The organism is Rathayibacter sp. AY1D2, assembly GCF_002932695.1.
Taxonomy (GTDB): domain Bacteria; phylum Actinomycetota; class Actinomycetes; order Actinomycetales; family Microbacteriaceae; genus Rathayibacter.
On record NZ_PSVX01000008.1, the window covers coordinates 1 to 23,424 of the forward strand.

Here is a 23,424-nt window from a genome sequence, read left to right on the forward strand (position 1 = left end):
CTTCATCGTTCGACTTGCATGTGTTAAGCACGCCGCCAGCGTTCGTCCTGAGCCAGGATCAAACTCTCCGTAAAAAAATTACGACCCCCAACCCCGAAGGGAAGGAGAGTCAAGTTTGACCTCTAGCAAATAAGACATCTCTCCGACCCGGAAGCCGGAAGCTGACATCAATTTCCAAAGGAATCCCAACCCGATCCGAAGATCAAGGCCGGGGTATAAAATTGGCATTGAACATAGTGCACGCTGTTGAGTTCTCAAGAATCGGACACATCCCGCCTCCACACCAGAACGGTGCTTCACAACGAAAGTGATCGAAGATTAATGTACGAGGGCGTGAGCCACTCGATTTGTCTTGCTTGCCGAGACCGGTTAGGCTTGTCAGAACCGAAGTCCCGATCGCCTCCGTGGCAACTCGACTAACTTAGCACATCCGCAGGCCGTGTCAAGTCCGGCTTCTCCGTGGTGTTCGCTGCACGATCGAGGACCGCACCGCTGCACCGGGCTCGGCCGTGAGGCCTTGCAACGAAGCCGGGACCGTGTCCCGTGGAGGCTTTGCATCTTACGCTCGCGATCCCGCAGTCTTCAAGAGACGAATCTCTAACAGGCCTGGGAACGAGGGGATGGTCCCCGCTTGAGGTGGGCCAGCTGGTCTCGACGCTCTGCGCCTGACTCCCGCTTGCCGCTCCTTTGGGGTGACGAGGAGTTACATTACGTCGGGCCTCGGCCGAGCGGCAAATCGCCTGCGTCCCGGGCGTGTCGCGATTCAAGGGCTCTGCGTCGCTGAGTGTCCGACTCGGTACCCGACACCGGACACCGGCTACCGGCTACCGGCTACCGGCTACCGGCTACCGGACACCGAGCTGATGAGACCGCCGACGCCGTCATCGCCCGCGTCCGCTCGAGGACAGCGGGCACGCGGTCAGCGGACGAAGGCCCCGGCGAAGCTCTTCTTGCCGCGACGGAGGACGGCGATCCCGTCGATCAACGGGAGCTCGCCGAGCGTGACGGTCTCGGACGGGAGGGCGGTGTTGTTCACCGAGAGCCCGCCCTGGGCGAGAGCCCGCCGCGCCTCCCCCGTGCTGGCGACGAGTCCGGTCTCGACGAACGCCTGCAGCGCCGGCGTCTCCGGTGTCGCCTCCATCGAGGGCACCGCCTCGAGCGCGCCACGGAGGATGACCGGGTCGATCCCCTCGAGCGAGCCCTTGCCGAAGAGCGCGGCCGAGGCGTCGATCACCGACCGCGTCGCCTCCGCTCCGTGCACCAGCGACGTGACCTCCCAGGCGAGCGCGCGCTGCGCCTCCCGGCGGAACGGCTCGTCGGCGGCGGCCTTCTCCAGGCGCTCGATCTCCGTGCGCGGCAGGAAGGTGAAGATCCGCAGGCGGTCGGCGACGTCGCGGTCGTCCGTGTTGACCCAGAACTGGTAGAACGCGTACGGGCTGGTGAGCTCGGAGTCGAGCCAGACGGCGTTGCCCTCGCTCTTGCCGAACTTGGTGCCGTCGGAGTTCATCACCAGCGGTGTGCCGATCGCGTGGACCGACACGCCCTCCGTGCGGTGGATCAGGTCGGTCCCGCTCGTCAGGTTGCCCCACTGGTCGCTGCCGCCGGTTTGCAGGACGCACCCGTACTGTCGGTAGAGCTCCAGGTAGTCGAGACCCTGCAGGATCTGGTAGCTGAACTCGGTGTAGCTGATCCCCGCGTCGGAGTTGAGGCGGGCGCTGACCGCGTCCTTCTTGAGCATCGTCCCCACGCGGAAGTGCTTCCCGATCTCCCGCAGGAAGTCGATCGCCGACAGCGGAGCGGTCCAGTCGAGGTTGTTGACCAGGCGCAGCCCGTTGTCGCCGCCCGAGGGAACGAACCGGGACACCTGCGCCTGGAGGCGCTCGACCCACGCCGTCACCGTCTCGCGCGAGTTCAGCGTCCGCTCGGCCGTCGGACGCGGATCCCCGATCAGCCCGGTCGAGCCGCCGACGAGCCCGAGCGGCCGATGCCCGGCCAGCTGGAGCCGGCGCATGACGATCAGCTGCACCAGGTTCCCGAGGTGGAGGCTGGGCGCGGTCGGGTCGAACCCGCAGTAGTAGGTGATCGGCTCCCCCGACAGCAGCTCGCGCAACGCTCCCGCATCGGTCGACACGTGCACCGAGCCTCGCCAGACCAGCTCGTCCCACACGGTGTCGAAGGCGGGGTCGAGCTGCGGGCTCGTCGCGGACCCGGGGAGGTGCTGGTCGATCACCCGACCAGGCTACCGCGGCGGGAAGGAGCCGGTATCCGGGAGTCAAGCGCACAGGCTTGATCCCGGGCGATCAAGTGCCGATACTTGATCGAGGAGGTCCGATGTTCGTCATCACCGCGGATCAGCGCGACAGCAGGCACGACCACGACCGCGTCGATCAGGCGATCGCGAGCCTGATCGACGACGGTCGGGCGACGTTCGTCCTGCCCCCGGAGCGGACGGCGGGCGACGAGTTCCAGTGCGTGCTCGACCGGGCCGATGCCGTCGTCGCGCTCGTGCTCGAGCTGCACCGGACCGGCCACTGGAGCATCGGCCTCGGGATCGGCCCCGTCGACCGGCCACTCCCCGCGACCACGAGAGCGGCGACCGGGGAGGCGTACTTCGCGGCGCGCCGGGCGGTCGAGGCGGCGAAGGGCCGGCCGACGCGCTTCTCCCTCGATCCGGACGCACCGGGAACGGCGGCGCCGGCACCGACGGACGTCCAGGCGCTGATCGATCCGCTCCTCCTGCTGCGCGACGCGCGCTCCGAGGCCGGCTGGCAGATCGTCGACCTGCTCGAGAGCGGCCTCTCCCAGAAGGATGCGGCCGAGCGCCTCGCCGTCAGCCCGCAGGCGGTCAGCCTCCGGGTCCGCGCGGCGAGTGCTCGGGTCGACGCTCCCGCCCGTGACGCGCTCGCGCGCCTGCTGACAGTGGTCGACCGTACGCTCGACCCCACCGACGAGAGGACACCCCGATGACGGCACCCCCCGGATCCCCCGCCCTGCTCCTCGCCTCCGCGCTGCAGTCCGCCTCGTGGACGGGCGTGGTGCTCGTGCTGCTCGCCGGACTCGCCGGTGCGGTGCTCGCCGTGCGCCTTCGCCGTCCGCAGCTCGCCTGGATCCCCCTCGTGGCGGCGGCCGCCGCCTTCCTGCTCACGGCGGTCGCCGGACCGTCCGCGCCCCCGATCCACTCCGTCCTGGTGGCGGTGCTGGCCTTCGCGCTGGCGATCGCGGGCGGCGGGCCGGTCGTGCTGCTCACCCTCCGGCTCGCGACGGCCGACTCCCGCAGCGGCAGCCACGGCGGCATCATGGTCGCCGGAACCTCCCGCCCCGCCGCCGGGAGCGCGCCCTCGGCGATCGGCCAGCCGATCGAGGTGCTGCGCGGGGGGACGACGATCGGGGTCCTCGAGCGGATCGCGACGGCCGGCGCGCTGATGAGCGGTCTCCCCGAGGGGATCGCGGTCGTGGTGGCGATCAAGGGCGTCGGCCGCTTCAGCGAGCTCGCCTCCCCGGAAGCGCGCGAGCGGTTCATCATCGGCACGCTGGCGAGCCTCGCCTGGGCGGCGGCTCTCGGCGTTCTCGCCCGGCTCTACCTCGCGGGCTGAGCTCCGGGCCGCCGCCGGGGCACTGCTCTCCGGTAGGGCGAGACGGTGGGGTCGCCCGGGATGCTGAAGCGCCACGGGAAGTCGTCCCCGCCGCCCGGGCCCGAGACTCCGGTGCGCGGGCCCGCCGCCACGGAGGACGGCCTCTCCCCCGGCAGCAGCTCGAACGCCGCCTCGAGCGGGTCGCCCGACTCGGTGAGACGGACTCCGAGGGCCTTCGCCAGCCGTGCGGGTCCGCGGGCCAGATCCCGGCTGCGGACGGGTCCGCGCCGGATCATCGCGAGATCCTCCCCCGATACGACCTCGCCGGCGCGCAGCAGCACCGCCGACGCCGTGCCCGCCGGGGAGCAGACGATGTTCACACAGGTGTGCATCCCGTAGGTGAAGTACGCGTACACGGACCCGGGCGGACCGAACATGGGAGCCGTCCGGGGTGTCGGTCCGCGGTGCGCATGCGAGCCCGGATCCTCACCGGTTCCGAGGTACGCCTCGACCTCGGTCAGCCGGACGCCGACCACGCCCTCCGGCGTGCGGTGCAGGAGGACGCGGCCGAGCAGCTCCGGTGCCACCTCGAGGGCCGAGCGCGAGAGATCGGGGAGGTCGGCGCTCAGAAGAAGCTCTGGCCCGACACGAGGGTGATCACGATCACCGCGACGATGACGACTGCGGCGACGAGCACCAGAGTCCGCTGCTGCCAGGGGCGCAGCGGCGGACGGCCGTCGTCGCCCGGCGCTCCTCGAAGGGTCACGGGCGCTCCCCCCGGAGGGATCCGCGCACGACCCGGACGCGCTCGGTCAGCCGGGCGAGCTGCTCCGAGACGCGGTCGGGAGCCGTGCCGCCGACACCGTCCCGGCTCGCCACCGATCCCTCGATGCTGAGGACGGAGCGCACGTCGGGCGTGAGCAGCGGCGACACCGAGGCGAGCGCGGCGTCGTCGAGATCCTCGAGCCCCCTCCCCTGCGACTCCGCCAGCTTGACCAGCTCGCCGGTGATCTCGTGGGCGTCCCGGAAGGGCACGTGCTTCTTCACGAGCCACTCGGCCACGTCGGTCGCGAGGGAGAAGCCCTGGGGCGCGAGCTCCGCCATCCGGTCGGTGTGGAAGGTGAGGGTCGCGATCATGCCGCTGAACGCGGGCAGCAGGACCTCGAGGGTCGTCACCGAGTCGAAGACCGGCTCCTTGTCCTCCTGCAGGTCACGGTTGTAGGCGAGCGGCAGCGCCTTGAGGGTCGCGAGCAGCCCGGTGAGGTTGCCGATCAGCCGGCCGGACTTCCCCCGGGCGAGCTCGGCGATGTCGGGGTTCTTCTTCTGCGGCATGATCGAGGACCCGGTCGAGTAGCCGTCGTCGAGCGTGACGAAGGCGAACTCCCGCGTGTTCCAGAGGATGACCTCCTCCGCGATGCGCGAGACGTCGATCCCGATCATGGCGGTGACGAAGGCGAACTCGGCGACGAGGTCGCGGCTGGCCGTCCCGTCGATCGAGTTCGGCACGCTCGACGCGAAGCCGAGATCGCGGGCGACCGCCTCGGCGTCGAGGCCGAGGGTCGAGCCGGCGAGGGCGCCCGAGCCGTAGGGCGAGACGTCCGCCCGGACGGCCCAGTCCCGCAGGCGCTCCAGATCGCGCAGCAGCGCCCAGCCGTGGGCGAGCAGATGGTGCGCGAGGAGCACGGGCTGAGCGTGCTGGAGGTGGGTGCGCCCGGGCATGATCGCCGTCGGGTGCGCCGACGCCTGCGCGGCGAGGGCGTCGATGAGCTGCACCACCAGCTCCGAGACGAGCGCCGCGTGGTCGCGGAGGTACATCCGGACGAAGGTGGCGATCTGGTCGTTGCGCGAGCGCCCCGCGCGGAGCTTGCCGCCGAGCTCGAGACCGGCTTCGAGCATCAGGCCGCGCTCGAGGGCGCCGTGCACGTCCTCGTCCGACTCGTCGGCGGCGAAGCTCCCGTCGGCGACGGCAGCCTCGAGCCGGTCGAGCGCCGCGAGCATCGCGGTGAGCTCGGCGTCGTCGAGGTAGCCCGCTCCGGCGAGCGCCCGGGCGTGGGCGCGGGAGCCGGCGAGGTCGTAGGGGGCGAGCTGCCAGTCGAAGTGGGTCGACCTCGAGAGCGCGGCGAGCTCGGGCGAGGGGCCGCCGGCGAAGCGGCCGCCCCACAGGGCTCCGGCCTCGCCCGCGCGGGCGGAGGGTCGTTCCGTCATGGTTCTCCTCGGGTTCGGCTGTCGAGTCTACTGAGCGGCGTCGGCGGTGCCGGCGCGCTCCAGGAGCCACACGAGCAGGGCCTTCTGCGCGTGCAGGCGGTTCTCCGCCTCGTCCCAGATCACGCTCTGCGGGCCGTCGATCACGTCGGCGGTCACCTCGTAGCCGCGGTCCGCGGGCAGGCAGTGCAGGAACAGCGCGTCGGGAGCGGCAGCGGCCATCGTGGCGGCGTCGACCCGGTAGGCGCCGAAGGTCGCGACGCGCGCCGCCTTCTCGTCCTCCTTGCCCATCGACACCCACGTGTCCGTGATCACGATGTCGGAGCCGGCCGCGCCCTCGTCGGGGTCGGTCGTGGTGATCGCCGATCCGCCGGTGGTCGCGGCGATGCGCTGCGCATCGGCCAGGACCGCCGCGTCCGGCGAGTACGACTCCGGGGAGACGATGCGGACGTGCATGCCGGCCGTGGCCCCCGCCAGGAGGTACGAGTGCGCCATGTTGCTCGCTCCGTCGCCGAAGAACGTGAGCGTGAGTCCCGCGAGGCGACCGCGGTGCTCGCGGATGGTCAGCAGGTCGGCGAGGAGCTGGCACGGGTGGAACTCGTCCGAGAGCGCGTTGACGACCGGCACGCGCGTGCTGCGCGCCATCTCCTCCAGGCCCGACTGCGCGTAGGTGCGCCACACGATGGCGGCGACCTGGCGCTCCAGGACCCGCGCCGTGTCGGAGGCGGTCTCCTTGCCGCCGAGCTGGCTGCTCGCGGTCGAGATGATCAGGGGGCTGCCGCCGAGATCGGCGATGCCGACCGCGAAGGAGACACGGGTGCGCGTGGAGGACTTGTCGAAGATCACGGCGACGGTCTGCGGCCCGGCGAGGGGCTTCCGGGAGAAGCGGTCGCGCTTGAGCTCGAGGGCGAGGTCGAGGATCTCGGCCTGCTCGGCGGGAGTGATGTCGTCGTCGCGGAGGAAGTGGCGGGTCACGGTGCTGGTCGCTTTCGGTGGAGGTACGGGGTCAGAGGGTCTGCAGTGCGCGGCCGAAGCGCTCGGCGAACTCGGCGACGTCGGCGGCGGTCACCACGAGCGGAGGCGCGAGCCGGATGCTCGAGTCGTTCGCCGCGTTCACGATCAGGCCGGCGTCGAGGCAGGCGGCGGCGAGCTCGGCGGCGACCGGCCGGGTCAGGGCGATGCCCAGGAGGAGGCCCGCGCCGCGGACCCCTCCGATCAGGGGCGAGTCGAGAGCGGTCAGCGCGTCGACGATCTGCGCCCCGCGCTCCCGCGCGTTGCCGAGAAGGTCGGCGCGCTCGATCTCGGCGAGCACGGCTCCGGCCACGGCGGTCGCGAGCGGATTGCCGCCGAAGGTGCTGCCGTGGTGGCCCTTCTGCAGGAGGTCGGACGCCTCGCCGAAGGTCACCAGCGCTCCGACGGGGAAGCCTCCGCCGAGCCCCTTGGCCAGGGTGACGGCGTCGGGCAGGATTCCCGCCTCCTGGTAGGCGAACCAGCGTCCGGTCCGCCCGACCCCGGTCTGGATCTCGTCGACGATGAGCAGCGCGCCGTGCTCGCGGGTCAGCTCCCGCGCGCGCTCGAGGTAGCCGGCCGGCAGCGGGATGACGCCCGCCTCCCCCTGGATGGGCTCGACGATCAGCGCGGCGACGGACTCGTCGAGAGCCGCCTCGAGGGCCTCGATGCTCGCCTCGAGGTGCTCGACCCCTCCCGGCATCGGCTCGAACGGCGCACGCATGGCCGCCTTGCCGGTCAGAGCGAGCGCGCCCATCGTCCGCCCGTGGAACGCGTTCTGCAGCGCCAGGACGCGGTGCCGGCCGCCGGCCGCGTTCAGCCGCGCCAGCTTGAAGGCCGCCTCGTTGGCCTCGGTGCCCGAGTTGGCGAAGTAGACGCGGCCCGTCTCCCCGGCCCCGGTGAGGCGGCGCAGGGTCTCGGCGAGCTCGATCTGCGGGGCGGTCGCGAAGTAGTTGGAGACGTGGGCGAGCGCACCGGCCTGGCGCGTCACGGCCTCGACGAACACGGGATGCGCATGGCCGAGCGAGTTGACGGCGATGCCGCCGAGGAAGTCGAGGTACTCCCGCCCGTCGACGTCCCAGACCCGGCAGCCCTCGCCGCGCTCGAGCACGGCGAGCGGCGGCGCGAAGGTCTGCATCATCGCGGCGGAGTAGCGGTCGCGCGCCGAGCCGGTGCGGGACGCGGTCGTGGGGGTGGACATGGTGGCCTTTCGATCGGAGCGGTCCGGCCGCGAGGGCCGACGGTGCGCGCGTCCCGGACGGGACGGGCGCTCGGAGCCGGGGCCGCTGAGGATCAGCGGCCCGACATTCGCTCCCGGTCGCGGGGGTCGAGCGAGGCGACGACCTCGGTGCCGATGCCCTCCGAGGTGAACACCTCGAGCAGGATCGAGTGCGGGATGCGGCCGTCGATGATGGCGGCCTTGGGCACTCCCCCGCGCACGGCGTCGAGGCAGGCGGTCATCTTGGGGATCATGCCCGATTCGAGCGAGGGCAGCAGAGCCGCGAGGTCGTCCGAGCGGATGTGCGAGACGAGCGACGCGCGGTCGGGCCAGTCGGAGTAGAGGCCGGCCACGTCGGTGAGGACGACGAGCTTCTCGGCGCCGAGCGCGACGGCCAGCGCGGCGGCGGCGGCGTCGGCGTTGACGTTCAGCGATTGCGTGGGGTCGTCCGAATCGGGGGCGATCGAGGACACGACCGGGATCCGGCCGGCCTCGAGCTGAGCGAGGACGGCGGCGGGGTCCACAGCGATCACGTCTCCGACGAGTCCGAGGTCGTGCTCCTCGCCGTCGATCACGACACCGCGGCGGCGGCCGACGAAGAGGCCCGCGTCCTCACCGGAGATGCCGGCGGCGAGGGGGCCGTGCTCGTTGATCCGGCGGACGATGTCGCGGCTGATGCTGCCGGTGAGCACCATCCGCACCACCTCCATCGCCTCGGGGCTCGTGACCCGGTAACCGCCCCGGAACTCGCTCTCGATCCCGAGCCGGTCGAGCATCCGCGAGATCTGGGGCCCGCCGCCGTGGACGACCACGGGGCGGATCCCGGCGTAGCGCAGGTAGACCATGTCCTGGGCGAAGGAGCGCTGCAGCTCCTCCGACACCATCGCGTTGCCGCCGAACTTGATCACCATCGTGCGCCCGTGGAAGCTCTGCAGCCAGGGCAGCGACTCGATGAGCGTCGCGGCCTTCCCGGGCGCGGCGTCGCGCTCGGCGCGGCTCTCGGCCGAGAGAGTGGTGTCGTCGCTCATGGCCGCCTCAGCTCGAGTACGCGGAGTTCTCGTGCACGTAGTCGTGCGTGAGGTCGTTGGTCCAGATCGTGGCCGTCGCGTCGCCGGCGTGCAGGTCGATGTCGACGGCGACCTCCCGAGGGGCGAGGTCGACGAGGTCGCGGCTCTCGTGCGGCTCGCCCGCGAGGCAGACCTGCACCCCGTTCATCGCGACGTCGATGCCGTACGGGTCGAACTGCGCATCGGTCGTGCCCACGGCGGCGAGGACGCGGCCCCAGTTGGGATCCTTGCCGAAGATCGCGGCCTTGAACAGGTTGCTGCGGGAGACGGCGCGGGCGACGACCACGGCCTCGTCCTCGGTCGCGGCGTTCAGCACGCGGATCGCGACGTCGTGGGCGGCGCCCTCCGCGTCGGCCTGCAGCTGCAGGGTGAGGTCGCGGCAGACCGCGGTCAGGGCCGCGGTGAACTCGTCGGCGTCGGCCTCGACGCCGCTGGCGCCGCTCGCGAGCAGTGCGACGGTGTCGTTCGTCGACATGCAGCCGTCCGAGTCGAGGCGGTCGAAGGTGACGCGGGTCGCGGCACGCAGGGCGGTGTCGAGAGCGGCGGACTCGAGGGCCGCGTCGGTCGTGATCACGACCAGCATCGTCGCCAGACCCGGCGCGAGCATCCCGGCGCCCTTGGCCATGCCGCCGATGCTCCAGCCCTGCTCGGAGCGGACCACCGCCTGCTTCGGGACCGTGTCGGTGGTCATGATCGCGCGGGCGGCCGCCTCGCCCGCCTCGGGTCCCCCGGCGAGCTCGGCGGAGGCGCCGGTCACGCCGGTGGTGAGCTTCGCGAGGTCGAGCTGGTCGCCGATCAGCCCGGTGGAGCACACCAGCACGTCGCCGGCGGACACCTCGAGGCTCTCGCCCACGAGCTCCGCGGTGCGGTGGGTGACCTGGAAGCCCTGAGCACCCGTGTAGCAGTTGGCGCCGCCGGAGTTGAGGACGATCGCCGAGACGACGCCGTCGCGCATCACCTGCTCGCTCCAGAGGACGGGGTTCGCCTTGCAGCGGTTGCTCGTGAAGACCGCGGCGGCGCTCTGCAGCGGGCCGAGGTTCTGCACGAGCGCGACGTCGCGCGCTCCGGTCGACTTCAGCCCGGCGACGACTCCGGCCGCCCGGAACCCTGCTGCTGCGGTGACGCTCACGGCGCGACTCCGTTCACGCTCAGGCCGAGGGACTCCGGGAGTCCCAGGGCGATGTTGGTGGACTGGACGGCTGCGCCCGCGGTGCCCTTGACGAGGTTGTCGATGGCCGAGACGACCACGACGCGGCGGGCCCGCTCGTCCACGGCGAGTCCGATCAGAGCGGTGTTCGCCCCTACCACGTCGGCCGTCCGGGGGAAGGAGCCCTCCGGAAGCAGCTGGACGAAGGTCTCGTCGCCGTAGGCGGTCTCCCACGCGGCGCGCACGTCCTGCGCGGAGACGCCGGGGGCGAGGCGCGCGGTCGAGGTCGCCAGGATGCCCCGGGACATCGGCACGAGGACCGGGGTGAACGAGATCGAGACGGATCCGGCTCCGGCGAGCAGGAGGTTCTGCCGGATCTCGGGATTGTGGCGGTGCGCTCCGCCGAGGCCGTAGGCGTGCGCGGAGCCGAGGAGCTCGCTGGCGAGGAGGTCGGTCCGCAGGCTCTTGCCCGCACCCGAGGGGCCGACGGCGAGGACCGCGACGAGGTCCGACGACTCGATCACTCCGGCGTGCAGGCCGGGGGCCAGGCCGAGCGTGATCGCCGTGACGTTGCAGCCGGGGACGGCGATGCGCCGCACTCCGGCGAGCGCCTCGCGCTGCTTGCGTCCGCCGCCGCCGATCAGCAGCTCCGGGAGCCCGTAGGGCCAGGCCCCGGCGAAGTCGCCCCCGTAGAAGTCGGCCCAGTCCTGCGGGTCGGTCAACCGGTGGTCGGCGCCGCAGTCGACGACGAGGACGTCCTCGGGGAGGGTCGCGGTGATCTCGCCCGACTTCCCGTGCGGGAGGGCGAGGAAGACGACGTCGTGCCCGGCGAGGTTCCCGGTCGTCGTGTCGACGAGGACGAGGTCGCGGAGCGAGCGGAGGTGCGGGTGCACGGCGACGAGGGGCTGACCCGCGTTGGCGTGCGCCGTCACCGTGCGCACCTCGAACTCGGGGTGGTCGGCGAGCAGTCGCAGCAGCTCGCCGCCCGCGTAGCCGCTCGCACCGGCCACCGCCACGGAGAAAGTCATGCCCGAGAGCCTAGCCGGTGCGGGTGCGGGGCCCCGCCCGGCCGAACCGGACGGGACCCCCGGCCTCACTCGCGGAGTCGGGCGCCGAAGCGCTCCGCCGCCACGGCCACGCCGTTCTCTTTCGCGGCCGTCGCCTCGGCCGCGGTGAGCGTGCGGTCCGGCGCGCGGAAGCGCAGCGCGAAGGTCAGCGACTTCGTCCCCTCGGCGAGCCCGGTGCCGCGGTAGTCGTCGACCAGGCGGATCGCCTCGAGCAGCTCGCCCGCCCCCTCGGCGACGGCGGCACGCACGTCAGCCGCCGCGGTGCCGACCGGCACGACGAGCGAGAGGTCCTGGGTCGCGGCGGGCAGCGCGCCCACCGGGCGGGCCACGACGACCCTCCCGGCCCGCGCGAGCAGCGGCTCCAGGTCGAGCTCGACCACGGCGACGCGGCGCGGCAGGTCGAGCTCCTCGGCGAGCGCCGGGAGCAGCTCCCCCGCGTGCCCGATGACCGCGCCGTCGAGAACGACCTCGGCGGTGCGGCCCGGGTGCAGCGCGGCGTGGGCCCCCTGGCGCAGCACCAGCTCGGTGCCGGTCGCCGCGGAGACCTCGCGGACCACGTCGAGGGCGTCGCGCCAGTCGACGTCACGGCCGGCGACACCGGGCTGGCGCACGACGGCGGCACCCGTGAGCAGCGCCGCGAGGTGCCGCGGCTGCGGTGGGATGCCCGCGTTCAGCTCGGCCTCGACCTCCGCGGACGGCCGCGCCCCGCCCGCAGGGAGCGCCCCGGAGCCGAACGGGCCGCCGGCGGCCGGGAGGAAGACGGAGCCGAGCTCGTAGACCGCGAGATCCGTCAGGCCGCGCGAGCGGTTGCGGGCCGCGACCTGCACGAGACCCGGCAGCAGCGAGATCCGCAGCTGGCCCGCGGTCGCGTCGAGCGGGTTCGCGAGCGTGATCTGCTCCTGCGGCTCCCCGTCGACCGAGCCGAGCCGGTCGTTGATCGAGCGCGAGAGGAACGGGTACGAGAGCACCTCGGTCAGACCCGCGGCGGCGAGCGCCTGGGCGAGGGTGCGGCGCAGCCTCTGGCCCGGGGTCAGACCGCGGCCGGGAGGCGCGACGGGCAGGATCGCCGGGATGCGGTCGTACCCGGTGATGCGGGCGACCTCCTCCGCGAGCGAGGCGCGGTCGACGAGGTCCGGGCGCCAGCTCGGCGGAGTCACCAGCAGGCCCGCTCCGCCGGCCTCGACGGAAGCGCCGATCTCGACGAGCGCGCCGCGGATCTCCGCCGGGGTGTACTCCACCCCGATGAGGCCTGCGACGTAGCCGTCCGGCAGCTCGACCGGCTCCGCCGTGCGCGGGTCGGCCAGGACCGAGCCGAGCTCGTCCGCCGTGCCGCCGGCGAGCTCCACCAGCAGCTGCACCGCGCGGGCCGCGGCGACCGAGGCCACCTCGGGGTCGACGCCGCGCTCGAAGCGCCGCGACGCCTCGCTCGGCAGCTTGTGCCGGCGAGCCGTCCGGGCGATCGAGACCGGGTCGAAGTTCGCCGCCTCGAGCAGGACGTCGGACGTGGCGTCCGAGATCTCGGTGCGCGCGCCCCCCATCACTCCGGCGAGGCCGATCGCCCCGCCGTCGTCGGCGATGACGAGGTCCTCCGCGTGCAGGCGCCGGGTCTGGCCGTCGAGCGTCTCGAGGGTCTCCCCCGGTGCGGCGCGGCGCACCACGATGCCGCCCTGCAGGGTCGCCAGATCGTAGCCGTGCAACGGCTGGCCCAGCTCGAACATCACGTAGTTGGTGATGTCCACGACGAGCGAGATCGAGCGGACGCCGGCCAGTCGCAGTCGCGCGAGCATCCACGGCGGCGTCGGTCGTGAGACGTCGACGCCCCGGACGACGCGCGTGACGAACACGGAGGCGCCGACACGGCCGCGGATCGGCGCCTCGTCGGCCACGGACACGGGGAAGACGGGGGCCGTCTCCGTGCGCTCGTGCGGAGGGAGCGCCCGAGCGGGGTCGCGGAAGGCGGCTCCGGTGGCGTGGGCGTACTCGCGGGCGATGCCGCGGATCGAGAAGGCGTAGCCGCGGTCGGGCGTCACGTTGACCTCGACCGCGGCGTCGTCGAGACCGAGGAGCGCGACGGCGTCCGTGCCCGGCTCCGGGTCGAGCCCGAGCGAGGCGAGGCGGAGGATGCCCTCGTGGTCGTCCCCGAGGCCGAGCTCGCGGCTCGAGGCGATCATCCCGTCGGACACGTGCCCGTAGGTCTTCCGCGCGGAGATCGGGAACGGCCCGGGCAGGACCGCACCCGGCAGGGACACGACGACCTTGTCGCCGGCCGCGAAGTTGTGGGCTCCGCAGACGATGCCGCGGACGTCCTCTCCGCCGTCGGCGGCCCGCCCGCCCTCCGGGGCCACGCGGACGTGGCACCAGTTGATGGTCTTGCCGTTCTTCTGCGGCTCCGGAGCGAGGTCGAGCACCTCGCCGACGACGACGGGCCCGGTCACCTCGAACCGGTGGACGTCCTCCTCCTCCAGGCCGACCGACACCAGGGCCGCGTGCACGGACTCCGTCGTGACGTCCTGCTCGAGGTCCACGTACTCCCCCAGCCAGCTCAGCGGGATGCGCATCAGATCACCATCCCGTACTGCTCGCTGAAGCGGACGTCGCCCTCGACCATGTCGCGCATGTCCTTCACGTCGTTGCGGAACATCAGGGTCCGCTCGATCCCCATGCCGAAGGCGAACCCGGAGTACTCCTCCGGGTCGATCCCGGCCGCGCGCAGCACGTTCGGATTGACCATGCCGCAGCCGCCCCACTCGATCCAGCGGGCACCACCGACGAAGGTCGGGTGCCAGACGTCCAGCTCGGCGCTGGGCTCGGTGAAGGGGAAGTAGTTCGGCCGCAGGCGGATGCGCGCGTCGTCGCCGAAGAGGATCCGCGCGACGTGCTCGAGGGTGCCGCGCAGGTGCGCCATGGTCAGGCCGCGGTCGACGGCGAGGCCCTCGAACTGCGTGAACACGGGCGTGTGCGTCGCGTCGAGCTCGTCGGTGCGGTACACCCGGCCCGGAGCGATCACGTACAGCGGCAGCGGGCGCTCGAGCATCGAGCGGATCTGCACCGGCGAGGTGTGCGTTCGCAGCACCAGGTGCGAGTCGACGGGGTCGACGAAGAAGGTGTCCTGCATGGCGCGGGCCGGGTGGTCCTCGTCGAAGTTCAGGGCGTCGAAGTTGAACCACTCGTTCTCGAGCTCCGGCCCCTCCGCGATCTCCCAGCCCATCCCGACGAACACGTCGGCGATCGACTCCTGGAGCAGAGAGAGGGGGTGGCGGGCGCCGCGGCGCACGAAGCTGGCACCGGCGGTGACGTCCACGCGCTCGGCCTCGAGCGCGGCCGCGTCCTCGGCCTCGACGAGCTCGGCCTCGCGGGCGGCGTAGGCGTCGCCCACCTGCTTGCGGGCACCGCCGACGAGCTTGCCGGACGCCGCCTTGTGCTCAGGCGGGACGGAGCGCATCTGCGCGTTGAGGCGGGCGAGGGCGGACCCCTCGCCGAGGTGGGCGGCTCGGGCGGACTTCAGAGCGGCGGAGTCGCCCGCCGCGCCGATGGCGGCGAGGGCGTCGGCGACCGCCGCGAAGACGGCCTCGTCGGTGATCGGGTTGCTGTCTGACACGATCCCCCAGTGTAGGCGAGGGCCTCCGCCCCCTCCCGCCGCCCGCGCGCGGTGCTCGTCGCGCTCGCCCGCGGCCAGGCCCCCGTCTGCGCCGACGGCTCTCGAAGCCCCGCCACCGGCGTTGCTCGACCAGCAGGGGCGGGTTCTCGCTACGCCGGGGTCGGAGGCTGCTCGACCGGCAGGAAGCTGGGCGCCGCCGGACGGGAAGACGCCCGGACCGATCGCGACTCCCCGATCACCACCGCCTCCGCGTCGACGACGCCGGAGCGGAGCACCACCGCTCGATGCTCTGAGCGATCGCCGGACCCTCGAGGCGAACAGGAGAATCGCGTGTCAGCGATTCTCCGTAGCCGGACGCAGGACGCTCTGCGGAACCCGACCCCGTCAGGAAGCCGACCGCGGTGAGGATCGCCCTCGGGCGATCCTCACAATTCAGTCCTGCACAGCGATCAGCTGCGTGTCCGTCTGCGCGCGGGCTGCGGGGTGGCCGCCGATGGTGCGGCCGCCGCGTCCGCCGCTCTTGGTGCGGATCTCGATCCACTTCGCCAGCCCCGAGAGGAGGAGGCAGATGCCGATGTAGATCGCTCCGATGACGATCGCCGCCGGGATGATCGGGCTGTCGAGGCTCGACTGGTTGCCCAGGTAGCGCGCGTAGTACAGCAGCTCGTTGTAGGTGATGATCGAGCCGAGCGCCGTGTCCTTGAGGGCGACGACGAGCTGGGCGATGATCACGGGCAGCATCGAGCGGATCGCCTGGGGGAACAGGATGAGCCGCATCACGCCGGACTTGCGCAGGCCGATCGCGTAGCCCGCCTCCTTCTGTCCTCGCGGGAGGGCTTCGATGCCGGCGCGGAAGATCTCGGAGAAGACGGAGCCGTTGTAGAGGGTCAGGGCGATGACGACGGCGAGGTAGGGGCTGAGCTTGAGGCCCGCGAACGGCAGGCCGTAGTACATCAGCATCATCAGGATCAGGACGGGGATCGCCCGGAACAGCTCGATGAAGAGCGTGACGGGGACGTTGATCCAGCGCCGGTCCGAGAGCCGGCCGATCGCCAGGAGGAGGCCGAGGACGAGGCTGGCGACGCCCGCCGTGGCGAAGGCCGCGAGCGTGCGGCCGAGGGCGCCGCCGATGCTCTGCCAGACCAGCGGGTAGCCGAACGCGCGCCACTTGGAGGCGTCGAACTGGCCGGACTCCGCGAAGCGCCAGACCACGAAGCCGAGGAAGGCCGCGATCAGCAGGACGACGACGACCCCGATGACGCGGTTGCGCACGACGGCCCGGGGGCCGGGGTTGTCGAAGAGGACGGAGCTCATCGGGCGACCCTCCACTTCTTCTCGAGCTGACGTTGGACGAGCGAGAGCAGGGTGACCAGGACCACGAAGACCAGGGCCACCCAGAGGACGACGATGAGGCTGTTCTCGCCGCGCTCGTTGAGCACGCGGACGATGGTGCCCGCCTCCGCGACCGAGAAGCCGGCGGCGACGGTGGTGTTCTTCAGCAGCGCGATCAGGACGCTCATGAGCGGCGGGATCACGGAGCGGAAGGCCTGGGGCAGGACGACCTGCGTCATCGTGAGGCCGAAGTCGAGGCCGATCGCGCGGGCCGCCTCGGCCTGGCCGATCGGCACGGTGTTGATGCCCGACCGCAGCACCTCCGCGACGTAGGTCGCGGTGTAGAGGCTGAGGGCGCAGATCGCCAGGTTCGTGTAGTCCACCTGCGGCAGGTCGAGCTTGGGGTAGCCGAAGGCGAAGAAGAACATCACCAGCGTGAGCGGGGTGTTCCGGATGGTGTTCACGTACACCGTGCCGACCGCGCGGGCGATCGGGACGGGCGAGACGCGCATCGCGCCGACCACCGTGCCGATCAGCAGGGCGAACACGAGCGAGACGCTGAAGAGGATCAGGGTGTTGCCGAAGGCCGGGACGTAGACGTCGAGGTTGTTCAACAGGACATCCATGCGGCTGGCCCTTCTGTCGGAGCGGTGGTGGTGGTCGAGGAGAGGGGACCCCCGGGCGGCGGTCGGGCCGCCCGGGGCGCCTCCTAGTAGTCGTTCACCGCCGGCTGGGTGACGGTCGTGCCGGACTGGCCGAGCGTCTCGTCGTAGATGGCGCTCCAGGTCTCGCCGCCGTCGGTCAGCATGCCGTTGACGAAGTGGCGCAGGGCGTCGTCGTCCTTCGGCAGGCCGATGCCGTAGAGCTCGGTGCTGAAGGGCTCTCCGACGACCTTGAGCTCGTCGGGCTTCTGAGCGGCGTAGCCGATCAGGATCGCGCCGTCGGTGGTGACGGCGTCGACGGTGCCGTCGGAGAGGGCGTCCACGCACTGCGAGTACGTGTCGAACTCCTCGGTCTTCACCTCGGGGTAGTTGGTGCGGATGTTCTGGATCGGGGTGGAGCCGGTGGCCGAGCACACGGTGGTGTCGGCGGTGAGGTCGTCCGGTCCGGTGATCGTGTCGTTGTCGGCCGCGACGAGCAGCTGCTGGCCGGTCTCGAAGTAGGGTCCGGCGAAGCCGACCTGCTCCTTGCGCTTGTCGGTGATCGAGTAGGTGCCGACGTAGTAGTCGATGTCGCCGTTCACGATCGACGCCTCGCGGTTGGCCGACGGGATCGCCTTGAACTCGATGGCGTCGGCCGCGAAGCCGAGCGAGGCCGCGGTCCACTTCGCGATCTCGATGTCGAAGCCGGAGCGCTCGCCGGTCGCCGCGTCGAGGTAGCCCAGCCCGGGCTGGTCCTCCTTGACGCCGATGACGACCTTGCCGTCCGCGGTCATCGCGTCGAAGGTCGGGCTGCCCTCGAGAGTGACGTCGGAGGCGACCTCGTACGCGGAGGTCCCTCCCTCGGAGCCTCCACCGGCGCCGCCGCCGGCGGTTCCGGAGTCGCCGGAGCAGCCTGCGAGGGCGAGGGTCGCTGCTGCGAGTCCCGCGGTCATGAACATGAGCCTGGTGCGCATGATCGTCCTTCCTGGGGTTCGGCCCGCCGGAGCGGGCGATGTCGGGTCGGCTCCCGGGTCACGGGTCCGACCTGCCTGGTGGCTGCTGATCGCGCTTCTAGTGCGTGATGAGCTTGGAGAGGAAGTCCTTGGCCCGGTCGGTGCGGGGCGCGGTGAAGAACGACTCCGGGTCGGTGTCCTCGAGGATCTCGCCGTCGGCCATGAACACGACGCGGTCGGCGGCCTTCCGGGCGAATCCCATCTCGTGGGTGACGACGATCATCGTCATCCCGTCCTTGGCGAGCCCGACCATCACGTCCAGGACCTCGTTGATCATCTCGGGATCGAGCGCCGAGGTCGGCTCGTCGAAGAGCATTACCTTGGGCTTCATCGCCAGCGCCCGCGCGATCGCGACGCGCTGCTGCTGCCCGCCGGAGAGCTGGGCCGGGGTCTTGGCGGCCTGGTGGCCGACGCCGACCCGGTCGAGCAGCGCCGTAGCCTGCGCCTCCGCGTCCTTGCGGGAGAGCCCGCGGACCTTGATCGGGCCGAGGGTGACGTTCTCGAGGATCGTCTTGTGCGCGAAGAGGTTGAACGACTGGAAGACCATCCCGACGTCGGCGCGGAGCGCGGCGAGGCCCTTGCCCTCCTCCGGGAGCTTCTGCCCGTCGATGGTGATGGTGCCGCCCGAGATCGTCTCGAGCCGGTTGACCGTGCGGCAGAGCGTCGACTTGCCGGATCCGGAGGGACCGAGGACCACGACGACCTCGCCCCGGTGCACCGTCAGATCGATGTCCTTCAGAGCCTGGAAGTCGCCGTAGTGCTTCTGCACCCCGGAGAGGACGACGAGGGGTTCACCGGCGGGAGCGGCGGCGCGCTCGTCTTGCGGGGCTGTGACCATGCCGTCAGAGAAGCACACGGGGATGGGCCGGTCAAATCATGAGGGAATTCTTAACCGAAGGGTAACAACGCACCCTGTTCTCCAGGTTCGCGGCACCCTCGGCCCGGTTCCTCTCAGGAACGCAGCGCGAAGGCGCTCTCGTACAGGCAGACGGAGGCCGCGGTCGCGAGGTTGAGCGACTCCGCCGCCCCGTAGATGGGCACCGCGACCACGCCGTCGACGAGGGCGAGCGACTCGTCCTCGAGGCCGCGCGCCTCGTTGCCGAAGACCCAGACGGTCGGCTGGGCGAGGTCCCCGCGTGCGCGGACGTCAAGCAGGTCCTCCCCCTTCACGTCGGCCGCGACGGAGCGCAGTCCCACGCCGCGGAGCCGGCCCAGCACGTCGGCGAGGTCGGCGCCGACCGCGACCGGGAGGTGGAAGAGCGAGCCGGTCGTGGAGCGCACGACCTTGGGATTGTAGAGGTCGACCGAGCGGCCGGACAGCACGACCGCGTCAGCGCCGGCGGCGTCGGCGGCACGGATGATCGTGCCGAGATTGCCCGGATCGCGGACCTCCTCGAGCACCGCCACGAGGCGCGGCTCGGAGGCGACGACGTCCTTGAGCGACGTGGGGAACTGACGGCAGACCGCGACGAAGCCCTGCGGAGTGACGGTGTCGGCCATCGCGTCGAGGACGTCCTCGGTCACGTACTCGATCTCCACCTCCGCCTCGGCGGCGGCGGCGACGATCTCGGGGTGCCGCTCCAGAGCGGTCGGAGTCGCGAACGACTCGACGATCAGCTCCGGGCGGTACTGCAGCGCCTCGGAGAGAGCCTGCGGGCCCTCGAGGAGGAAGAGCCCCGTCTCGAGCCGGGCCGGGCGGCGGGTGAGCTTCGCCACGGAGCGGACACGGGGAGAGCGGGGGTTGTCGAGCATGCGGCGAGCCTATCGGCGCGGTGATCGCCGCCCCCGCAGACACGGCGCGGGAGGGCCCGCCGACGACGGAGGGGGCCGCGACCTCTCGGTCGCGACCCCCTCCGGGAAGCCGTGCTGACTACGCTGCGGCCTTGGGCGCCGAGGTGTCGGCGGGCAGCGCGCTCTTCGCGGTCGCGACGAGCGAGGCGAACGTGGCCGGCTCGGTGATCGCGAGGTCCGCGAGGATGCGGCGGTCGACCTGGACGCCGGCCAGGGCGAGGCCCTGGATGAAGCGGTTGTAGGTCAGACCGTTCGCGCGGGACGCGGCGTTGATGCGCTGGATCCAGAGACGACGGAACTCGCCCTTCTTGGCGCGGCGGTCGCGGTACGAGTAGACGAGGGAGTGGGTGACCTGCTCCTTCGCCTTGCGGTAGAGGCGCGACCGCTGGCCGCGGTAGCCCGAGGCGCGCTCGAGGATGACGCGACGCTTCTTGTGGGCGTTGACGGCCCTCTTCACTCTTGCCATTGCTGTTTCTTCCTATCGATCCGTGTCGGCTGAGTAGCGACCACGCGGCGCAGCGGGCTGCGCCGGCGGTGGGCTACAGACCGAGAAGCTTCTTGGCGACCTTGGCGTCCTGCGGGGCGAGGACCTGGTCCTGGTTGAGGCGGCGCGTGCGAACGCTGGACTTGGATTCCAGGTTGTGACGCATGCCGGCCTGCTGCTTCATGACCTTGCCGGAGCCGGTCACCTTGAAGCGCTTCTTGGCACCCGAGTGGGTCTTCATCTTGGGCATGTTCTCTCCTTGTGAACGTCACTCCGCGCTCGGCGGGGCGAAACCGGTGCCCCGCGAGCGGGGCGTCCACCGGCCCCGAGGCCGGGGCGGCGAAGTACTAGACGGACTCGGCCTCGGCCGTGTCCTCGGGGGTGTTGGCCTCGCGACGAGCGGCGCGGACCGCATTGGCCTCGGCCTTCGCCTCGGACTTGTTCTTCAGCGGGCCGATGACCATCACCATGTTGCGACCGTCGATGGTCGGGGTGGACTCGACCTGGCCGAACTCGGCCACGTCCTCCGCGAAGCGCTGGAGTAGGCGGACGCCCATCTCGGGACGCGACTGCTCGCGACCGCGGAAGAGGATCATCGCCTTGACCTTGTCGCCGGCCTTCAGGAAGCCCTCGGCGCGCTTGCGCTTGGTCTCGTAGTCGTGCTTGTCGATCTTCAGGCGGAAACGGACCTCCTTGAGGATCGTGTTCGCCTGGTTGCGACGGGCTTCCTTGAGCTTCTGAGCCTGCTCGTACTTGAACTTCCCGTAGTCCATGATCTTGGCCACGGGCGGCTTGGAGTTGGGGGCGACCTCGACCAGGTCCAGGTCTGCGTCCTGCGCGAGTCGCAGGGCGACCTCGATCTTGACGACGCCGACCTGTTCTCCTGCGGGACCCACGAGGCGGACCTCGGGGACGCGGATACGGTCGTTGGTACGGGGATCGCTGATTGCGTTTCTCCTCTGATCTCGGTGAGTGCAGCTGCGCTGCCGGAGTCTTCTCCAGCGCACCCGAGAGAGGTGATCGTCCCGTCCACGTCGTGCCTGCAGCACGGCGCTCGCACCCTGTGACGCGGTTCCCGAGGCGGACCTCGAGAGCCGCAGCCCTGCCTCCGGTGGTCTGACGACCCTCGGGGGCGGAGTGCTTCTGACCCGGTAACCTTGTGAAGCGGTCAAGCGCGGGTGGGAGAATCTCCACTTTCGAACCGAGGACATGCCTCGGAGCCCGGACAACCATAGCAGACCGGCGGCCCGCCCGACAGACCGGATCCGGCCGCCCCTCGATCCTCTGCTCCGGCGGCCGCGCCCCTCCACCACGGACGACGAACGAAGGACCCATGGCCCAGTACGACGACGACTACACGCGACGATTCGGCGAGGACGGCGGAGCCTCCGACGTGGAGGCCGCGCGCGACATCGCGGAGGTCCCGGCGGTGGAGATCATCACCACCGCCGCCGTGCACCTGATGAGCGCGGCCGCCGTCAAGTGCGGGCTCGCCGACGAGCCCGGAGCGCAGGTCGACCTCGACGAGGCGCGCAAGCTCATCAACGCGCTCGCGGGCCTGGTCACGGCCGGGGCGCCCGACATCAGCGACATGCACGCCCGGAGCCTGCGCGACGGCCTCCGCACCCTCCAGCTCGCGTTCCGTGAGGCGTCCCCGATCGCCGACCCGATCGGCAAGGGCCCGGGCGAGAAGTGGACCGGCCCGGTCACCTGATCGGGAGTCAGCGGGCGGCGGCGAGCTGCAGCGTCATCGAGTCGACGCGTCGCGCGACGGTCTCGTCGGCCGCCCACCGCTCCCCCAGGCGCGCGACGAGGGCGCCGAGCGCGTCCTGATCGAGCCCCGGGCGCAGGCTCAGGACCACCACGAGCTCGGGGCCCGCGAGGCGCTGCTCCGGGTCTCCCGCGCGCACCTCGAGCGAGGCGACCGCCCGTTCCCCCTCCGCAGCCGCGCGCAGAGCCAGGAGCACCTCCGCATCGGCGGGGGCCGGCCGCCAGGCGCCGCCCTCCGCGATCGCCCAGAGGGCCGGGCGCCGGACCGCGAACTCCCGCTCGGACGCGGGATCGAGGACCATCACCTCGGTGCCCTCCGCGACGGCCGCCAGGGCCGCGCGGCGCCCGTCGACAGGGACGGGACGGGCGGCCGGGTCCCACCGGCGCATGCTCTCGACGCCGCTGAAGACGGGGAGCACCGTGCGGCCGTCGGGTCCGGCGACCGTGACGATCGCGAGCTCCTGCGTCTTGTCCGCCCGGAGTCCCCCGACTCCCTCGGCCTCCTCGCCGAGGCGGGCGACCAGCGGGATGAGCAGGCGGGACGTGCGTATCGCGTCGACCACGGCCTCCGGGCCGCGAGTGCCGCGGGCGAAGGACTCGAGCGCTGCGACCAGCGGCTCAGGGGCGCTTCCGTCGTCCTCCGGTGCTGCGCTCGGCTCGAAGTGCCGGCCCGCCCAGGGGGTGCCGGCCGAGTCGGTCAGATGCGCCGGGAGCGGGCGGGGCTCACTCGGATGCGACATCCAGGGCCTCCGCGAGCGTGAACGCGCCCGCGTACAGCGCCTTGCCGACGATCGCGCCCTCGAGCCCCTGGGGCACGAGGTCGCGCAGAGCGGCGATGTCGTCGAGGTTCGAGATGCCGCCCGAGGCGATCACGGGGCGGTGGGTGCGGGCCATGACCTGCTCGAGGAGCTCGAGGTTCGGGCCCTTGAGCGTGCCGTCCTTCGTGACGTCGGTGACGACGTAGCGGGTGCAGCCGGCCTCCTCCAGGCGGTCGAGGACCTGCCAGAGGTCGCCGCCCTCCTTGGTCCAGCCGCGCGCGGCGAGCGTGGTGCCCCGGACGTCGAGCCCGACGGCGATCTGGTCGCCGTACTGCGCGATGACGCTCGCGGCCCACTCGGGGTTCTCGAGCGCCGCGGTGCCGAGGTTGATGCGCTTCGCGCCGGCGCTCAGCGCGGACTCGAGGCTGCGGTCGTCGCGGATCCCGCCGGAGAGCTCGACGTTGACGCCCTTCACCTGCCGGATGACCTTCTTCATGATGCCGTGGTTGTCGCCGCGGCCGAAGGCGGCGTCGAGGTCGACGAGGTGGATCCACTCCGCGCCCTGGTCGGCCCAGTCGCCCGCGGCGTCGATCGGGTCGCCGTAGTTGGTCTCGGTCCCGGCCTCGCCCTGCGTGAGCCGCACGGCCCTGCCGCCCGCCACGTCGATCGCAGGCAGGAGGACCAGGCCCGGGGCCTTGGTGAACTCGCTCATCGTCATCCTCAGTCTCGGAGCCGGTGCCGGCCCCTGGAGGCGC

At 71.7% G+C, this 23,424-nt stretch carries 24 protein-coding genes and 1 rRNA gene; 3 read left to right on the forward strand and 22 right to left on the reverse strand.

Annotation, left to right across the window (positions count from 1 at the left end):
* Both C5D04_RS03160 and tyrS read right to left on the reverse strand, forming a co-directional pair.
* Nucleotides 1-74 (reverse strand): 16S ribosomal RNA (locus C5D04_RS03160); the annotation flags it as partial.
* Between the two features lie 845 nt (nucleotides 75-919).
* Nucleotides 920-2,230 (reverse strand): tyrosine--tRNA ligase, encoded by a 1,311-nt coding sequence (gene tyrS / locus C5D04_RS03165; RefSeq protein WP_104292063.1) that lies wholly within the window; start codon nucleotides 2,228-2,230, stop codon nucleotides 920-922.
* A gap of 101 nt (nucleotides 2,231-2,331) precedes the next feature.
* Here tyrS and C5D04_RS03170 point away from each other — a divergent pair, with 101 nt between their 5' ends.
* On the forward strand, nucleotides 2,332-2,967 hold the full coding sequence (locus tag C5D04_RS03170) for a DNA-binding protein (protein ID WP_104292062.1): 636 nt from the start codon (nucleotides 2,332-2,334) through the stop codon (nucleotides 2,965-2,967).
* Nucleotides 2,964-3,593: a hypothetical protein gene (locus C5D04_RS03175; protein WP_258059401.1), complete on the forward strand. Its 630-nt coding sequence runs from the start codon at nucleotides 2,964-2,966 to the stop codon at nucleotides 3,591-3,593. The genes C5D04_RS03170 and C5D04_RS03175 overlap by 4 nt, the downstream gene beginning before the upstream one ends.
* Here C5D04_RS03175 and C5D04_RS03180 read toward each other — a convergent pair.
* The 18 genes from C5D04_RS03180 to infC form a co-directional block, all read right to left on the reverse strand.
* On the reverse strand, nucleotides 3,578-4,201 hold the full coding sequence (locus C5D04_RS03180; protein ID WP_104255579.1) for a DNA-3-methyladenine glycosylase: 624 nt from the start codon (nucleotides 4,199-4,201) through the stop codon (nucleotides 3,578-3,580). The genes C5D04_RS03175 and C5D04_RS03180 overlap by 16 nt on opposite strands.
* The gene (locus C5D04_RS18110; RefSeq protein WP_160034127.1) at nucleotides 4,198-4,338 is read right to left on the reverse strand and encodes a hypothetical protein; all 141 of its coding nucleotides are present in this window, start codon (nucleotides 4,336-4,338) and stop codon (nucleotides 4,198-4,200) included. The genes C5D04_RS03180 and C5D04_RS18110 overlap by 4 nt, the downstream gene beginning before the upstream one ends.
* Nucleotides 4,335-5,777 (reverse strand): argininosuccinate lyase, encoded by a 1,443-nt coding sequence (argH, locus tag C5D04_RS03185; RefSeq protein WP_104292060.1) that lies wholly within the window; start codon nucleotides 5,775-5,777, stop codon nucleotides 4,335-4,337. The genes C5D04_RS18110 and argH overlap by 4 nt, the downstream gene beginning before the upstream one ends.
* A gap of 27 nt (nucleotides 5,778-5,804) precedes the next feature.
* Nucleotides 5,805-6,749 carry an ornithine carbamoyltransferase gene (gene argF / locus C5D04_RS03190; RefSeq protein WP_104226319.1) on the reverse strand — a complete coding sequence of 315 codons (945 nt, stop codon included), beginning with the start codon at nucleotides 6,747-6,749 and terminating at the stop codon, nucleotides 5,805-5,807.
* 31 nt (nucleotides 6,750-6,780) lie between these two features.
* Nucleotides 6,781-7,983: an acetylornithine transaminase gene (locus C5D04_RS03195; RefSeq protein ID WP_104267106.1), complete on the reverse strand. Its 1,203-nt coding sequence runs from the start codon at nucleotides 7,981-7,983 to the stop codon at nucleotides 6,781-6,783.
* A 92-nt stretch (nucleotides 7,984-8,075) separates the two neighbouring features.
* Nucleotides 8,076-9,029, reverse strand: coding sequence for an acetylglutamate kinase (gene argB / locus C5D04_RS03200; protein WP_104292058.1), 954 nt, complete (start codon nucleotides 9,027-9,029; stop codon nucleotides 8,076-8,078).
* A 7-nt stretch (nucleotides 9,030-9,036) separates the two neighbouring features.
* Complete coding sequence (argJ, locus tag C5D04_RS03205; RefSeq protein WP_104292057.1) at nucleotides 9,037-10,197, reverse strand: bifunctional glutamate N-acetyltransferase/amino-acid acetyltransferase ArgJ; 1,161 nt, start codon at nucleotides 10,195-10,197, stop codon at nucleotides 9,037-9,039.
* On the reverse strand, nucleotides 10,194-11,243 hold the full coding sequence (argC, locus tag C5D04_RS03210; RefSeq protein ID WP_104347227.1) for an N-acetyl-gamma-glutamyl-phosphate reductase: 1,050 nt from the start codon (nucleotides 11,241-11,243) through the stop codon (nucleotides 10,194-10,196). Before argC ends, argJ begins: the two co-directional genes overlap by 4 nt.
* A 65-nt stretch (nucleotides 11,244-11,308) precedes the next feature.
* Nucleotides 11,309-13,840 (reverse strand): phenylalanine--tRNA ligase subunit beta, encoded by a 2,532-nt coding sequence (gene pheT / locus C5D04_RS03215; protein ID WP_104292055.1) that lies wholly within the window; start codon nucleotides 13,838-13,840, stop codon nucleotides 11,309-11,311.
* On the reverse strand, nucleotides 13,840-14,880 hold the full coding sequence (gene pheS / locus C5D04_RS03220) for a phenylalanine--tRNA ligase subunit alpha (protein WP_104292054.1): 1,041 nt from the start codon (nucleotides 14,878-14,880) through the stop codon (nucleotides 13,840-13,842). Before pheS ends, pheT begins: the two co-directional genes overlap by 1 nt.
* 432 nt (nucleotides 14,881-15,312) lie before the next feature.
* Complete coding sequence (locus C5D04_RS03225) at nucleotides 15,313-16,194, reverse strand: amino acid ABC transporter permease (RefSeq protein ID WP_104224492.1); 882 nt, start codon at nucleotides 16,192-16,194, stop codon at nucleotides 15,313-15,315.
* On the reverse strand, nucleotides 16,191-16,838 hold the full coding sequence (locus C5D04_RS03230) for an amino acid ABC transporter permease (RefSeq protein ID WP_104224491.1): 648 nt from the start codon (nucleotides 16,836-16,838) through the stop codon (nucleotides 16,191-16,193). Before C5D04_RS03230 ends, C5D04_RS03225 begins: the two co-directional genes overlap by 4 nt.
* 83 nt (nucleotides 16,839-16,921) lie before the next feature.
* Nucleotides 16,922-17,827: a glutamate ABC transporter substrate-binding protein gene (locus C5D04_RS03235; RefSeq protein WP_159913628.1), complete on the reverse strand. Its 906-nt coding sequence runs from the start codon at nucleotides 17,825-17,827 to the stop codon at nucleotides 16,922-16,924.
* Between the two features lie 97 nt (nucleotides 17,828-17,924).
* Nucleotides 17,925-18,704, reverse strand: a complete 780-nt coding sequence (locus tag C5D04_RS03240; RefSeq protein ID WP_104224489.1) for an amino acid ABC transporter ATP-binding protein — start codon at nucleotides 18,702-18,704, stop codon at nucleotides 17,925-17,927.
* 113 nt (nucleotides 18,705-18,817) lie between these two features.
* The gene (locus C5D04_RS03245) at nucleotides 18,818-19,618 is read right to left on the reverse strand and encodes an RNA methyltransferase (protein WP_104224488.1); all 801 of its coding nucleotides are present in this window, start codon (nucleotides 19,616-19,618) and stop codon (nucleotides 18,818-18,820) included.
* A gap of 118 nt (nucleotides 19,619-19,736) precedes the next feature.
* Nucleotides 19,737-20,123, reverse strand: coding sequence for a 50S ribosomal protein L20 (rplT, locus tag C5D04_RS03250; protein WP_104224487.1), 387 nt, complete (start codon nucleotides 20,121-20,123; stop codon nucleotides 19,737-19,739).
* 73 nt (nucleotides 20,124-20,196) lie between these two features.
* Complete coding sequence (gene rpmI, locus C5D04_RS03255) at nucleotides 20,197-20,391, reverse strand: 50S ribosomal protein L35 (protein ID WP_055793295.1); 195 nt, start codon at nucleotides 20,389-20,391, stop codon at nucleotides 20,197-20,199.
* A gap of 97 nt (nucleotides 20,392-20,488) precedes the next feature.
* Nucleotides 20,489-21,037, reverse strand: coding sequence for a translation initiation factor IF-3 (gene infC / locus C5D04_RS03260; protein ID WP_374952931.1), 549 nt, complete (start codon nucleotides 21,035-21,037; stop codon nucleotides 20,489-20,491).
* Between the two features lie 437 nt (nucleotides 21,038-21,474).
* On the opposite strand from infC, the gene C5D04_RS03265 reads away from it, so the two are divergent.
* Nucleotides 21,475-21,855, forward strand: coding sequence for a DUF1844 domain-containing protein (locus tag C5D04_RS03265; RefSeq protein WP_104313470.1), 381 nt, complete (start codon nucleotides 21,475-21,477; stop codon nucleotides 21,853-21,855).
* 7 nt (nucleotides 21,856-21,862) lie between these two features.
* Here the strand turns inward: C5D04_RS03265 and C5D04_RS03270 are convergent, their stop codons facing one another.
* Together C5D04_RS03270 and priA are read right to left on the reverse strand one after the other, a co-directional pair.
* The gene (locus C5D04_RS03270) at nucleotides 21,863-22,651 is read right to left on the reverse strand and encodes an SseB family protein (RefSeq protein WP_104347228.1); all 789 of its coding nucleotides are present in this window, start codon (nucleotides 22,649-22,651) and stop codon (nucleotides 21,863-21,865) included.
* Nucleotides 22,635-23,381, reverse strand: a complete 747-nt coding sequence (gene priA / locus C5D04_RS03275) for a bifunctional 1-(5-phosphoribosyl)-5-((5-phosphoribosylamino)methylideneamino)imidazole-4-carboxamide isomerase/phosphoribosylanthranilate isomerase PriA (RefSeq protein WP_104224506.1) — start codon at nucleotides 23,379-23,381, stop codon at nucleotides 22,635-22,637. The genes C5D04_RS03270 and priA overlap by 17 nt, the downstream gene beginning before the upstream one ends.
* Nucleotides 23,382-23,424 lie beyond the last annotated feature (43 nt).